This is a genomic window from Gordonibacter pamelaeae, assembly GCF_003340385.1.
Classification (GTDB): Bacteria; Actinomycetota; Coriobacteriia; order Coriobacteriales; family Eggerthellaceae; genus Gordonibacter; species Gordonibacter pamelaeae.
In genome coordinates this window covers 242,179-256,393 of sequence record NZ_PPTS01000001.1, presented here as the reverse complement: position 1 = coordinate 256,393, position 14,215 = coordinate 242,179, and the positions used below count along the sequence as shown (strand labels likewise).

Here is a 14,215-nt window from a genome sequence, read left to right as displayed (position 1 = left end):
AATGCGAGCAGTGTAGCGGAAAACAGCGGCCACGCCAACGAGGTGGAGCGCCGCGACGATGCCCCGGCCCCGATCTTCGGCCAAAGCGCATGCTGCGGAAGGCGGCGGCGCACGCCCCGGCTGGCAATGCCCTGGCGCGGCCGGCCGCTTGGGCCGGCGCGCGCCTCGCTCGTCCTTACGCGTTCTTCAGGAACGCCTCGTAGCCCTTGAAGGCCTCGTAGATGTCGGCCTTGCTCGTGACCTCCCACGGGGCGTGCATCGAGAGGACCGGCACGCCCGAGTCGATGACGTCCATGCCGTACTTGGCGGGGATATAGGCGATGGTCCCGCCGCCACCCACATCGACTTTGCCCAGCTCGGCCGTCTGGAACGACACGCCCGCATCGCCCATGACGCGGCGGATGCGCGCCACGTACTCGGCGCTCGCGTCGTTGGAGCCGCTCTTGCCGCGCGAGCCCGTGTACTTGTTGAACACCAAGCCGCGGCCCAGATACGCGCTGTTCTTCGCCTCGAACGCGGCGGCGTAGGCGGGATCGAAGCCGGCGGACACGTCGGACGACAGCATGCTCGACGCCGCCAGCGCGCGGCGCAGCGGCAGCGGACCGCCCTCGCCGGCCAGCTCCATGATCTCGGCGACGGTGTTCTCGAAGAACTGCGACGCCATGCCCGTGGCGCCCACGCTGCCGATCTCCTCCTTGTCCACCAGCACGCACATGCCCGTCTTCTCCAGCGCAGCGTCGGCCAGCGCCAGCTGCGCCGCCAGCGACGTGAAGGCGCACACGCGGTCGTCCTGCCCGTAGCCGATGACCATGCTGCGGTCGAACCCGAGGTCGCGGGCGCGCCCGGCCGGCACGGCCTCGATCTCGGCCGACAGGAAATCCTCCTCCGCAATGCCGTACTTCTCGGCCAGCAGCTTGAGCGCGAACGCCTTCACCGGCTCTTTCTCGGCCAGCTTCTCGTACACCGGCCTGTCGGCAGCGTCGACCTCGGTGGCAGCGGGGTCGACGCCCGCGGCGGCATCTCCGTCATCCGCGCCGTCAGCATCGTCCTTCTCGATGACCAGCGGGCGGTTTCCTATCAGGATGTCCAGATCCTCGCCTTCCACGACCTCGCTCGCCTTCTTGCCCATCTGCTTGCCCGCCAGGTGGATGAGCAGGTCGGTCACGCAGAACACGGGATCGCCCGCGTCCTCGCCCACGTTCACCTCGACCACGGTGCCGTCGGTCTTGGCAATCACGCCATGCAACGCAAGCGGCAGCGTGACCCACTGGTAGTTCTTGATGCCGCCGTAGTAGTGCGTGTCGAGGTGCGCCAGGCCGTTGCTCTCCGAGAACGGGTTCTGCTTGAGGTCTAGGCGCGGGGAGTCGAGGTGCGCGCCTAGGATGTTGAAGCCCTCCGCGAGCGGCGCCGAGCCCAGGTGCGCCAGGATGAGCGCCTTGCCGTGCGCCTGCGCCCACACCTTGTCGCCGGCACGCAGCGCGCGGCCCTCGCGCACCGCCTCGTCGAGCGGACGATAGCCGCGCTCCTCGGCCAGCGCGATGGCGGCGGCTGCGCACTCGCGTTCCGTCTTATTGTCCGAGATGAAGTCAATGTACTCGGCCGTCAGCTGCTCGAGCGCCTCAAGATCGGCCTCGTCGTACTTCTTCCACGCCACGTCGTGTTCCATGGTTCGTCCTTTCGCATCGGGTGCGCCGGTTTTCTTCGATCACGCCTATTATCCGCCAAATGCGCCGCCGAAACGCCGATTGCCATCGTTTCTTTGCAGAGAGAAGGCGCCGCCTGTTCCGCGGCGCACCGAGCTGCGCCATAGGGCGCTTCAAGCACAGTTTTCACCGGTTTTCGACATGCCAATTGCCCGACCATCGAGCCCATTCTCTTTGAACAGGGAAAACACCTAACGTTTTTCTCCCATCACGTACCACGGAACCGTTTCCAACGGGCTACCGGTACAAAAGCTGTCATTACTGTGCCGAAAGAAGGCAAGGAGCCGCAGAGCGCCCTCTCGGAGCAACCTACACCCGCGCCCGTTTCCCCTTGTGCGCTCTCCTCGCCCTCCTCGCGCGCCCCCCTCGCGCCCCCCTCGCGCCCCCCTCGCGATCCCTCCCCGCGATTCCTCCCCGCCCTCCTCGCGTGCCCTCCTCGCGTGACCTTCCCACACCACCCTTCCGCGCCTGTCCTCCTCCCGCCCGCTCTCCCCACGCTTGGCCTCTCGCGCTTAACTCCCGCACCCCCTCTTGCCACCCTCCCCGCGCTCTTCCCCGGGGTCAAACTGTGAATGTTCCAAGGAGGCGCGGGCGAATTCGATTATCCTCTTGCATCGGGTTCTTCTCCGCGGTATGATGCTTATTGAGATTGATTCTCATTAAGAGAAGCAATGCGAGCACGAACAGACGAGAAGGAGAATGCACCTATGAAGGTACGCGCCCAGATTCCCACCGCTGACAACTGCAACAACTTCAGCATCGCCACCGGCAGCGAGACCGCCGTCGGCACCACGCTTGACAACCTGAAGGCCGCCATCGGTGGCGAGACCGGCGCCTCCGCCAAGTACGCCGCCTTCGCCAAGGCCGCCAAGGAGCAGGGCTACGACCAGATCGCGCGCCTGTTCGAGGCCACCAGCGCCGCCGAGCAGATCCACATCGGCCTGGAGTACGCCCTGGTGAGCGAGGTCGAGCCCGACTTCGAGAAGCCCACCGCCCCGGACTGCTCCGGCGAGGCCACGGACCTGAACCTCATCTCCGGCGCCTGCGGCGAGATCTACGAGACGTCCGACATGTACCCGGCGTTCATCAAGAAGGCCCAGGAAGAGGGCAATGCGAAGGCCGTGCAGGTGTTCACCCGCGCCAAGCTCGCCGAGTCCGTGCACGCCGAGCGCTACCTGGCCGCGTACAACGACCTGGACGCCGCCGACGACGACGCGTTCTACCTCTGCCCCATCTGCGGTTACATCCACAAGGGCGAGGACTTCGAGAAGTGCCCCATCTGCTTCTGCCCGAAGGCCACGTTCACCGCGTTCTAAGCCGCGCAAGCAGCTGCGCTCGCCTTCCCGCCGAGCGCGCAATTTCCCCGAGAGCGACCGCCACCCCGGCGGTCGCTCTCGTATGCGCGGAGATTCGGGCGTTGCGAAGGCCGCCGCCCCCTTTCGGCCGTGCGCAACCGCCCCTTTCCGAATGTTTCACGTGAAACATTTGTTCTTCTTTACCCCTCGGCAAATGAGCTACCATGGAAGCGAGCGAAAAACAGAGGGAAGGGAGCGCCATGGATCAAGCGGGCGGAACCGAGAGCGGAACCATCGATAGCGTGCTCGCGCACAACCGGGCGTTCGTGGCGGGCGGCGAGTTCGCACGCTACGCGACCGACAAGTACCCCGACAAGAAGCTGGCCGTGGTGTCGTGCATGGACACGCGGCTCACCGAGCTTCTGGCAGCGGCGCTCGGGTTGAAGAACGGCGACGCGAAGATCATCAAGGTGGCCGGCGCCGAGGTGGCGCATCCCTTCGGCAGCGTCATGCGCTCGCTGCTGATCGCAGTGTGCGAGCTGGGCGTGGAGGACATCATGGTGGTGGCGCACACGAACTGCGGGGCGCAGCACATGAGCGGGGCGGCCATGATCGACAGCATGCGCCGCTTGGGCGTGTCGGACGAGCGCATCGAGTTCGCGCGCCATTGCGGCATCGACTTCGACCGCTGGCTCGCCGGCTTCGGCGACACCGAGGAGTCCGTGCGCAAGAGCGTCGACCTCATCCTTAACCACCCCGTCATGCCGCCCCACGTGCGCGTGGCCGGCTTCGTCATGGACTCCGTCACCGGCGAGCTGGTGCCGGTGGCGTAGCGGGCAGCAACCTCCTACGGCTCGACAAGCGCCCGCTTCAGCACCAGATCGCGCATGCATTCCTCGGGCGTGAACGGCACATGCACGTCGGGCGCGAGGCCCCGGCCCCGCAGGCCGCAGCCTTCGTGGGCGTCCTCCGTCTTGGCTATGGGATACACGAGCGAGAACCTCTCGTCGAGGGGCGCGACCACGAGGTTCGCGTAGTCCAGGCCACCTCGCGTCGCACGGCCCACGGAGTGCACCTTGCCGCAGCCCTGCGCGGCGGCGCGCCGGGCGATGGCCGCCAGCCGCTCGGCGGGACCGCTCGTGCGCACGTCGGTGAGCAGCAGCGTCTTCTGCCCCGCGGGGGCCGGCGGGAACAGCATGTCCTCCTCGAACTCCGCCTCCTTCACGAAGCCTTGGCCCGCGCAAGCGGCCACGTGGTCGATCTCGGCCTGCACCCAGGCCTTCCCCGCCTCGTCGCTCATTTTCAGCAGGCGCGCGAGCTGCCGTGCGCGCAGCCGCGCGTTGCGCTCGGTGTAGCGCGTGTAAACGATCTGCTGGCCCATGAGGTCCTTCAGGTTGACCTCTCGGTCGAAGAAGAGCGCCATCAGGCCGAACGCGTTGCCGATCATGCCCTCCTCCGCGTCGCGGACGTCTACGATCACGCGGTCGGCGCGCTGGATTTCGTCGAAGCGGTGCTGCATCGCTTGCAGCACCGACGCGTCCGCGAAGTGGTGCGCCGCGATGACCACCGCCCGCTCGTTGCCGTGCGGGCCCGCGCCCTCGCGGACCTCGACGGTCGGGGGTCGCAGGCTCGCCGCGAGGCCGGGGCGCGGGAAGCGCTCCACCGGCAGGTCCTCCTCGGTACCGTCGGCGCGGCGCACGAGCAGGTGCGCGCACCGCGCGACTTCCTCGTCCCAAAGCTGGCGCTCGGGATCGTCGCCGTTCACGGGGTTGCCCGGCAGGCTGGCCAGATGTTCGTCCGGCGTCCGGCCGTCAAGCAGGACCACGGCGTCGCCGGGCGCGAGGCGGCCGTCTTCACGCACCTCGGTCACGTAGAGCGCGCCGCCGTGGCGGCGTACCGAGAATCCGCAGGTCATCGGATGGAAATCGGCCTTTGCAGACGCCTCGAGCGCCAGGCCGGGATCTTGGAACCCTGCCAGGTACTGCCTTATGCGCTGCACGAACAGGTCGTCGTCGAGCGCACCCGCCGCTTCGGCCTCCGCGAGCGCGGCCAGCCACGACTGCGCGTCACTGCACGGGGCGCTCTCGGGCTGCCCCGCGTAGTCCGCATCCATGATGCAGGCAACCGCGCGCGCTATCGCGCCGTACATTTCCGCCATGCCGTCACCTTTCCTCGCCGCGTTCGCGCCCTGTTCGCAGGCCATCTGCCCTTCGCACGGCGACTTCGTCCAGCCTTCAGGGCGCTTGCTTTCCGCCGACCCTCCTTTTCCCTAGTATAGCGGCCAAGCCCTCCTTTCCGCATAAGGGCGAGCAGTGCCTTCCGAAAAGCCCCATCATGAGCTCCCGTGCCGTGCGGCTCCCTTCGAAGCGCTTTACGCCCCAGCGCAATGCTTCGCCACGCTCCCTGTCTCGCTGCATCGACCCGCTATGATAGACATCGGATACTGCCGAGCTGGCGACGGAGGACGATCGGGACGCTCCGCGCAGAAGGTCAAATGCGGCCAATTCCAGGTTTGCAGCGATTTTCTCGCCGGGAGCTCATTCCGCCTCCGCGCCCCGCGGTTCAAGAACCCGCCGCGCTCCCGAATGGTCAAAAAGAAGGCGGTTTAGCAATCCATACTGTCTTGCTATGTTTATTCGGACGAAGCGCCACCTGGGGAAACGCTTGCGCAGCCCCATCGTCATCCCCGGAATCCGGCACCTGCCGCTCTCTGCGATTGCCAAACCGGCCCTTTTTTGACAGAAACCGGCCGTTTCCGCGTCATGGCAGGGGTTCCCCAAGCCAGCCTCCGCTGTTAATGGCATGCGCCAGGGCAGCGCGCATTTCGTCAGCCTGCGTGCAGCACCAAACCGAAGGGCCCATGCGAGCCCACCGACGACAGATGCAAGGACGGCGGCGAAGCAGGGGGGGTACGAAGCAGGGGGGGGCACGAAGCAGGAGGACATTCCGAGAAAGACAGAACGTCTCTTGCTGCGCCCCGTCCGCACGCAGAACCTCGCCTCGCTGTACGAGGAACCCGCTCTTCCGTCGCGAAGCCCCCCTTGCACCCCTATCACCTTCGAAGCCGCCGAACTTGCAACCATTACCTGCCAGCAGGCGCGCCTGGCAAGCGGAAAGCGCCCGCGCCTCACGCCTCCAGCAGCGTCTCTCCGGTGAGCGCCTCCACGCGCACGCTGTTCACGCAGCCGTCGGACACGTCGATCTTGGCAATGCAGCGGGGGAACCCGCCGCGCGGGCGGAACGCGGCGCCGGGACACACGACGTACGTGGCCGGACGCGCCTCGGGCCCGGTGACGATCTCGGGCACGTGTGTGTGCCCATGGACGCACACCTGCGGGATAGGGTCGCCCGGCGCGAGCGCCCCCGAGCCTGCAAAGCTGATCTTCACGTCGCGCGGGTAGTGGGCCACCAGGAACCTCACGCCGTCGATGACGGGGCGCGCGAAACGGCCGACCGCCTGCCCGTACTCGTCGAAGTCGTTGTTGCCCAGAACCGCCGTCACGGGCGCGAGCGTTTCCAGCTCGCGCAGGATGGCCGGGTTGCCGATATCGCCCGCGTGGATGATATGGTCGCTGTCCGCGAGCGCCGCGAACGCCGCCTCCGACAGCTGCCCGTGCGTATCCGAGATGATCCCGATGACGGTCATATCGCACTCCTTTCTGACGCGCCTGACGCGCACCCGCTTTCGACGCGCTCCTCTTCCACCAGGTCGATCAAGTCCTGGTGCGTGTGGATGTCCAGCTTGGCGTACACGTGCTTGACGTGGGCCTTCACCGTGTTGCGCGACACGACCAGCTGTTCTTGGATGTAAGCGCGGTCGCGCCCGCGCGCCAGCATCATGAACACCTCCAGCTCGCGCGGGCTCAAGCCGTAGCGCTCGGCCAGCGTGCGGCAACGCTCCGCGAACTCCTGCTCGGGCGACTTCGCAACCGCCTGGTCCACCGGCGTGACGCCCGCAATGGTCTCGGCGAAGCTGAAATGCTTGAGTCCGATGAGCGCGTACCCCACGAACACGAGGATGAGCGCGCCCGTGACGAAGTCGACCGCCGGAGACCCCGCGCCGAACAGGTCGTTCGACCACACGCCCAGCGCCGCGCCCGCCGTGGAACCCAGCCCGGACACACCGCGGCCCCAGGCGAACGTGGCCACGGCCGCACGCGGGTTGCGCCCCGCCACGGCAATGAGCACGAGCCACGCCACCATGTCGAAGAGCGCATTGCCGGCCGCGAGCAGCGTCACGCTCCCCACCGCCGCGTATGCGCCTCCGGCCGACCACCAGCAGCACCGAAACCTGCGCCAGCAGATCGGCCGGAAACGCCCGCCGCGAGAGCAGCACGTACAGCGCCACCGCGGCCACGGGCACGATGCCCAGGAAGTCGGATACCGGCACGCCGCCCACCTCGCCGAAGCGCAGCGAGTAGCCGAACGCCACGCGGAACAGGAACAGGCACACGAACAGCTGGCTGGCCAGCGGCAGGAACGTGGAAGGCTGGGTCACGGAGAAGTCGGCCGGAGCCTCGCCGCTTTCCGTGGCCTGCAGCACGGGCAGCGCCTGGCGCCACACCAGCACCGTGCCGGCTCCTGCCGGAATCACCCACACCAGGGCCGTCACCGCGTATTCCGCGACGAACGCCAACGCGTTGCAAGCCCCCGCCTGGCGCACTCCCAAGCGCGATGCCGCCGCGCCCACCATCACGATGGCCCATCCACGCCCGATGGACAGCGCGCAGGCTGCGGCAGTGAGCGCCACTGCGCTGCCTGTGTACAGCCCTACCGGCAGCAGTGCCGAGCCCATGGCAAGCAGCACGAGGCATCCCGCCGTGAGCGCTCGCATGCGCAGAAGCTGCGGCCTGAACGTGGCCACAAGGCCCACCGCTATGAGCGTGGTAGCGTTGGCCAGCACGGACGCGTCGCGAGCGTAGGTGAACACCGCGTCAAAGCGCGGGAACACCACCACGTTCATGAGCGACGTGGTGAGCAGCACGCACAGAAGTGCCGCGCACACCCGCCAGAACGGCGCGGCGAACAGGGAGGGAGCTTGTTCCGAAGAGGCGGTCATGCCCGCCATTGTAGCATGCGAGGTTTCATCGAAAGGCGCGCAAGGACCTGCCTTAAGTCGCAGCAGCCGGCTGCTACCGGCAGCGGCGCCCCGGAGGAGTAGCGGGGCGCCGCCAGAGGGAGGGAAAGCAGCAGGCTCGGGCGAAAGAGGGAAAGGAGCCGAGCCGCCGCAGGGATTGGTGGGTGGCACGGGGCGCACGGCGCCGCCGTGCGGTACGGGCGGTGCGAAGGGAAAGCGCACCGCCCGAAGGCCGCAGAGATTTGCCTGGCCGTGATCGCCGGCCTGGATGCAACCGGCAGACCCTACGCCTGCCCCGTGGCCGCCAACATGCCGGCGCGACGGCCGAACGTCATCGTGCGTCCGCAGGCCAGGCCCGTGAATAGGTTCGGATAGCTCACGCTGAAGAAGCCGCCCGAGCAGTCGCCGGTCAGGTACAGGCCCTCCACCGGCGTGTCGTCCTCGCGCACGGGATGCATATCCGTGTCGATCATGACGCCATCGAGCGTGGCCAGGAACCAAGCGCCGGTGCGCACGCCGTAGAACGGCGGCGTGTCCAGCTTCATCAGGCGGTACGCTTCCTTGTTGTAGTCCTCGTCGCGCCCCTGCTCGGCGAGGTGGTTGTAGCGCTGCCACGACTTCACCGTGTTCTCCACGGGGATGTTCAGCTTCTCGGCCAGCTCCTCCATGGTGTCGGCCTGCTGGATGTAGCCGGCCTCGATAAGCTTCTCGAACTCGGATGCCATGGACTCGATGGTACGGTTCGACGGCGCGCCGTTGTCGAACGGGTACAGGCGGCAGCAGCCCACCTCGTTCATCTGGCGCACCTGCTCGGCGTAGTTCGCGTCCCAGATATCGCAGTATGTGTGGTGCGGCTGCATATAGGCCGAATGCAGCATGTAGTCGTAGGGGCCGGACTCGTTGCAGAAGCGGTTGCCGTTCAGGTTCACCTTCATGAACGGCTGCTCGCCGAACCAGAACCACTCGCCCACTGTGCCGTTGCCGGCCGTCTGGTCGGGCTTGCAGCACGCGCGGTTGAACGTACATGCCGCGCCGAGCGGGTCCATCTGGCCGCCTGCCCACAGAGCCGCCTTGATCCCGTCGCCCGTGGGGTTGCCGCCCTTGCCGGGAGCCGCGATGCGCAGCGCCTGGTTCCACGGCTGGCGCGCCTCCATCATCTCAAGGTTGTTGCCGTAGCCGCCCGTGGACAGGATGACGCCCTTGCTGGCGTTGATGCGCAGGTAGTGGCGGTCGTTGACATCGCGGGCGATTACGCCGGTCACGCGGCCGGAGCCGTCCTGCTCGCACTTCACCAGCTCGGTGTTCCAACGGAACTCGGCGCCCTTCTCCTGCGCGTATTCCATGAGCGATACGCCGAAGCTGAAGCTCTTGTCGTCCTTGGAAAGCGCGGTCTTCGCAGGACTATGGCCGGTGGCCCACGCCTTGTCGCGCGCACCCTGTCCCGTCGTGCCGATGGATCCCTCGAAGTTCATGACCATGCGGCCGTCGCGCTCCACGATGCCGGTGATCCAGTCCAGCATAGGGCCGGATTCGTTCGCCCACAGCTTCACCAGGTCGTAGTTGATGAAGCCGTTGGCATAGCGGACGATGTCCTCCACGGCCTCCATCTTGTCGATCTCGAACTGGGAGTACTCTGCGAACGACGCCTTCTGCAGGGCGGAGTCGATGGCGCCGATATCCTCGCGCGGGTTCGCCACCTTGGACACGCGGTCGATGCCCAGCACGCGCGCGCCGTTCTCGGCAGCGGAGATGATGGCCGGCAGCCCGCCCGTGCGACAGCCCACCACCAGCACCTCCACGTCCAGCGTTTCGACGATGTCGGCCTCGGGCACCTCGGGCGCCAAGCCAAGCCAGGAAGGCGTGCCCGCCTCCCCGACGCGCGCGTTGGCCGGAGCTGCGGCGGCATCGACAGCATAGCCGTTGCCGCACCCGGCCAGCGCGCCCGCCGCTGCGGCGCCCAGCGCGGTAATGCCTGCTCCCTTGAGGAAGCTGCGGCGCGAGAGTCCGCTGCGCTCGTTACTCATTAGGGGCCTCCCATCCCTCGGGCGCGGTCAACGCATGGCATTCGTTGCACACGAGCGTGCTCTTCTCGTGCACCTTGTGGCAGTCGCCGCACTCAAGCGCATAGTCCTGGTGGCTGGAATGCGGGTTGTACTTCTCGTCGTTGCCCTCGAAGCCCCAGGTGCCGGCAACCACCTCGTCCATGCTGTGGCAGCCGCTGCGCGCGCAGAACTCCTCGGTGGCGAACTCCTTGCCCGTGGCCAGCATGCCCGTGGCCTCGTCCATCGGATAGCTGTCCGACACCCATGCCATTGCCTCGGACACCTGCGTGGCGAATTCGGCCTCATGGCAGCTCAGGCACGTGTCGCCGGCCGCCGCGTGCTGCGTGACCAACATGCCCGGGTCGCCCGCGCCGTACGTCTCCACGTACTTGTCCATCGGGCTGTGGCAGATGGCGTTGCAGAAACTCGGCTGCTCGTGCCACACCCATGCCCCGATGCCGGCCACCAGCACCACCGCCACGATGACGGCGGCCACGATGGCCCCACGCCGCACGCGCTTCGGCGCAGGGGCGGCGGGATCGGCTTCCTGCGAGGTACCGGCAGCCGGGGTGCCAGGGGCTCCCGAGGCGCCCGGGGCGCTGTCGGCACCGGGAGCAGCCGGGGCATTCGGAGCCCCGCTCGCGCCGTTGGCGCTTTCCTTGTCGACCATGTCCTCCTCCTTCTCCTTTTTTTGGTTCGATCGGTGAAACCCTTCGGCCACATCATGCAGGCCAGCGGGACAACCGACCATTACCCCCGTGGGGGCATTTTTACGTTTTGGCTGGTGAAAGGTTTAATTGGAAAGGGAGAGGCACATAGGGGAATCCGCCCTCCGAAGAAGCAGCCGCCCGTTGCCGATGAGGGGGTACACGGCCGAAACCACTCGCCGCAACGGCAGCGGGGCCTCGTTTCGCCTACGGCCGCAAGGGCGTCGACGCACCAAGCGGCAACCGCGCCAGAGGCGTGCAAGAAAACGGCAAGGTGTACATGGCGGATAGGCAAGATACCGGCAAGGCCCGCGCGGCGGATTCGCAAGATCCGGGCAAGATCGGGGCGACTCCCCGACGGCGATATTGCGGTCGCCCGGCAAGGTTGCGGCAGTAGGATGGGGGAACGGAGCGCAGAGGCGGCGCGGTGCCACATCCCTCTCCAACCTTATCCCCTCTTGCAGGGGCGAAACGGGAAGGAGGTGGCAACCATGACCGATTTGGTTTTGCTTACGGCAATCCTTGAGCTGATCGCCAGCGCAGTGCACCTAGCTGCGGCTATAATAGAAAGGCTCCCCGTCCGTAAGGGCAAGGAGCAGTAAAAGAAACCAAACCGCCGAAGCGATTCGAGAGCCGTGGGGAGTCAACAGCTCCCTGCGGCTCGTCTTGCATGATAGCAAAAAACCAAAGCGCATGCCACTTATATCGATATCTTGAGCACATCCATACCTGCATTCCACATTCATCTTCGGCAGTCGGATGCCCGCTGAAGCCCGAACCGTCCAAGGAACCAGTTCTTGCTGAAACAAGACCGGCAACCCCGTCTCCTATCCTTCTCTATCATCCCAAGGGAGCTTCCGCATGACAGGGTTGTGGCGAAGGGGTTTCGCTTTGGGGGTTCCGGACGGGCGGGCGGGAAGGTCGGCGCGACGGGGGCTATTCTGGGACGAGGGTTGCGGGCGCCTTCGCTTTCGCCCTCGGAAGTTGACGAAACCGTAACTTTTAGCACTCGTTGCTTGACAGTGCTAATACAACGTTTTATAACAGTCATGTACAGAGAAAACCGCACAGAAAGAGGCTTAGGTTTTCTCAATCGACCCAGGCCGGCCAACAAGCCGGACGCGCCGTCGGAGAGAGCCCAAGCCTCGCACGACACGTAGGAGAGTGATTAGTATGGCCATGATGGTACCCATGCGGAGGAACCGCAACCTGCTTAGCGAGCTGATGACCGACCCGTTCGACGCGTTCTTCAACGCGGCCTCGGCCCCGATGCAGGCGATGCAGAAGATGTCGCCCACGCTCATGCGCACCGACATCAAGGAGACGGACGGCGGCTACGAGCTGACCATCGACCTGCCGGGCTTCAAGAAGGACGACGTGCAGGCCGAGCTGAAGGACGGCTACCTCACTATCAACGCGCAGACGCAGGGCGAGTCCGAGGACAAGGACGAGCAGGGCACCTACGTGCGCAAGGAGCGCTTCAGCGGCAAGTGCAGCCGCACGTTCTACGTGGGCGACGACGTGGAGGAAGACGACATCAAGGCGAAGTTCGAGGACGGCGTGCTGAAGATCGCCGTGCCGAAGAAGCAGGAGCAGCCGAAGCTCGAGGAGAAGAAGACCATCGCCATCGAGGGCTAGCCTTACGAGGCACAACAGCCAGTGCGCATGCTCGGCGCACCAAGGGAAGGCGACCGCGAGGTCGCCTTCCTGCTATGATGGGACGCAAGCCATTCGCAGCACTATCGAGGAGGGACCATGGACGACGAGGCGCGGCGCGGGATCGAGGCGTTCCGGAACTGGGTGGACGAGACGAAGCCGGGGCGCATGGTGTTCTTCGGCGGGGCGGGCGTGTCCACCGAGAGCGGCATCCCCGACTTCCGCAGCCCTGACGGGCTGTACGCGCAGAAGTACCCCCATCCGCCCGAGCAGATGATCTCGCGCAGCTTCTTCGACGCGCATCCGGCGGAGTTCTTCGCCTTCTACAGCGACCGCATGCTCGCGCTGGACGCCCAGCCGAACCGCGCGCACCGGAAGCTGGCGGAGCTGGAGCAGGCGGGCACCTTGTCCGCCGTGGTCACGCAGAACATCGACGGCCTGCACCAGAAGGCCGGCAGCGAGCGCGTGCTGGAGCTGCACGGCAGCGTGCTGCGGAACTTCTGCATGGATTGCGGCGCGGCGTACCCGGTGGACGAGCTGCTGCGCCTGCGCGACGAGGCCGCCGACGGCGTTCCGCGCTGCCCCGCGTGCGGCGGCATCGTGAAACCCGATGTCGTGCTGTACGAGGAAGCGCTCGACGAGCACACGCTCCAGGCATCCGTCGACGCCATCGCCCGTGCCGACCTCCTGGTGGTGGCGGGCACGTCGCTCGCCGTGTACCCAGCCGCGGGCCTCATCGACTTCTTCCAGGGCGACCACCTGGTCATCGTGAACCGCACCCCCACCCCGCGCGACCGCCAGGCCGACCTCTGCCTGGCCGCGAACGTGGGCGACGTGTTCGACTTCTAGCCGCAACCGCGACCCGTCGTCCCGCGCACCGCGAGCAACGCGACAGCACGAACGAATGTTTCACGTGAAACATCGGCGCCTGCTCCCGGAAACGCGGAGGGACGGCACGTCAAGCTACCGAGAAGGAGCAACCCCATGCCCGAGACCACCAGCGACTCCCCAGCCGCCCCCACTATCGACGGCACCACCAGCGCAGCCGCCAGCGCCACAAATGCCCCCACCGCCAGCGCCGCTTCGCCCACGCCCACGTTCGCCGGCCTGCGCCAAGTATCCGACGGCTGGATAAAGAAGTACGTGCTGACGTACACGATGCCCGACGGCTCGACCTATGAGTACGAGAGCGCCTCGCGCAAGGGGCCGGAGGCGTACCGCGCCGAGCTGGAGGCGCACGCGCGCGGCGAGAGCGCGGCATCCGACGCCGTGTGCATCGTGCCGCAGACGCCCGACGGCCGGCTGCTGCTCATCCGCGAGTTCCGCTATCCGTTGAACAGCTGGTGCATCGCGTTCCCCGCCGGGCTCGTGGACCCGGGCGAGGACCTGGCGGCAGCCGTGGACCGCGAGCTGCGCGAGGAGACGGGCTACGCGCTGCGCGCCGACTTGGGCGCCGCGGCGCTCGACCCCCTGCCGCAGGCGGGCTTCTCGTCCACCGGCCTCACCGACGAGACGGTGCAGGTGGTGTTCGCGCAGGTGGAACGCGTGGCCGACGCGCAACCCGAGCCGGCCGAGCTCATCGAGCCGTTCCTGCTGCCCATCGCCGACGTCCCGCGCTTCCTCGCCGAGAACGACACGCCCATCGGCACCCGCGCGCAGCTCGTGCTCGAGGCGTTCGCACGCCGCCGCTAGGGGGCGCGCGAGCAGCTGGGGCGAAGTAGCGAGCGACGCCCGC

11 protein-coding genes are annotated in these 14,215 nt (G+C 66.8%); 5 read left to right on the top strand and 6 right to left on the bottom strand.

Annotated elements, in window-relative coordinates:
- Positions 1-175: 175 nt before the first annotated feature.
- Positions 176-1,666, bottom strand: coding sequence for an aminopeptidase (locus C1877_RS01100; RefSeq protein WP_015539116.1), 1,491 nt, complete (start codon positions 1,664-1,666; stop codon positions 176-178).
- Positions 1,667-2,410: 744 nt separating this feature from the next.
- Between C1877_RS01100 and ngr the strand changes: the two genes are divergently transcribed.
- The gene (ngr, locus tag C1877_RS01090) at positions 2,411-3,019 is read left to right on the top strand and encodes a nigerythrin (protein ID WP_114568118.1); all 609 of its coding nucleotides are present in this window, start codon (positions 2,411-2,413) and stop codon (positions 3,017-3,019) included.
- A gap of 239 nt (positions 3,020-3,258) precedes the next feature.
- Positions 3,259-3,831: a beta-class carbonic anhydrase gene (locus C1877_RS01085; protein ID WP_015539118.1), complete on the top strand. Its 573-nt coding sequence runs from the start codon at positions 3,259-3,261 to the stop codon at positions 3,829-3,831.
- A 14-nt stretch (positions 3,832-3,845) separates the two neighbouring features.
- Here C1877_RS01085 and C1877_RS01080 read toward each other — a convergent pair whose 3' ends face one another.
- The 5 genes from C1877_RS01080 to C1877_RS01055 form a co-directional block, all read right to left on the bottom strand.
- Positions 3,846-5,156 (bottom strand): S41 family peptidase, encoded by a 1,311-nt coding sequence (locus C1877_RS01080; protein ID WP_181813762.1) that lies wholly within the window; start codon positions 5,154-5,156, stop codon positions 3,846-3,848.
- 969 nt (positions 5,157-6,125) lie between these two features.
- Positions 6,126-6,644, bottom strand: coding sequence for a metallophosphoesterase family protein (locus C1877_RS01075; RefSeq protein WP_015539119.1), 519 nt, complete (start codon positions 6,642-6,644; stop codon positions 6,126-6,128).
- Positions 6,641-7,246: a helix-turn-helix transcriptional regulator gene (locus C1877_RS01070; RefSeq protein WP_041239117.1), complete on the bottom strand. Its 606-nt coding sequence runs from the start codon at positions 7,244-7,246 to the stop codon at positions 6,641-6,643. The genes C1877_RS01075 and C1877_RS01070 overlap by 4 nt, the downstream gene beginning before the upstream one ends.
- A 1,113-nt stretch (positions 7,247-8,359) precedes the next feature.
- Positions 8,360-10,099 carry an FAD-dependent oxidoreductase gene (locus tag C1877_RS01060; RefSeq protein WP_114568115.1) on the bottom strand — a complete coding sequence of 580 codons (1,740 nt, stop codon included), beginning with the start codon at positions 10,097-10,099 and terminating at the stop codon, positions 8,360-8,362.
- Positions 10,092-10,787 carry a cytochrome c3 family protein gene (locus tag C1877_RS01055; protein ID WP_015539122.1) on the bottom strand — a complete coding sequence of 232 codons (696 nt, stop codon included), beginning with the start codon at positions 10,785-10,787 and terminating at the stop codon, positions 10,092-10,094. The genes C1877_RS01060 and C1877_RS01055 overlap by 8 nt, the downstream gene beginning before the upstream one ends.
- Positions 10,788-11,997: 1,210 nt before the next feature.
- On the opposite strand from C1877_RS01055, the gene C1877_RS01050 reads away from it, so the two are divergent.
- From C1877_RS01050 to C1877_RS01040, 3 genes are all read left to right on the top strand, one after another.
- Positions 11,998-12,462 carry an Hsp20/alpha crystallin family protein gene (locus tag C1877_RS01050; RefSeq protein ID WP_015539124.1) on the top strand — a complete coding sequence of 155 codons (465 nt, stop codon included), beginning with the start codon at positions 11,998-12,000 and terminating at the stop codon, positions 12,460-12,462.
- A gap of 117 nt (positions 12,463-12,579) precedes the next feature.
- Positions 12,580-13,329 (top strand): NAD-dependent protein deacylase, encoded by a 750-nt coding sequence (locus C1877_RS01045; protein ID WP_015539125.1) that lies wholly within the window; start codon positions 12,580-12,582, stop codon positions 13,327-13,329.
- A 135-nt stretch (positions 13,330-13,464) separates the two neighbouring features.
- Positions 13,465-14,172, top strand: a complete 708-nt coding sequence (locus C1877_RS01040) for an NUDIX hydrolase (RefSeq protein WP_114568114.1) — start codon at positions 13,465-13,467, stop codon at positions 14,170-14,172.
- Positions 14,173-14,215: the final 43 nt, after the last annotated feature.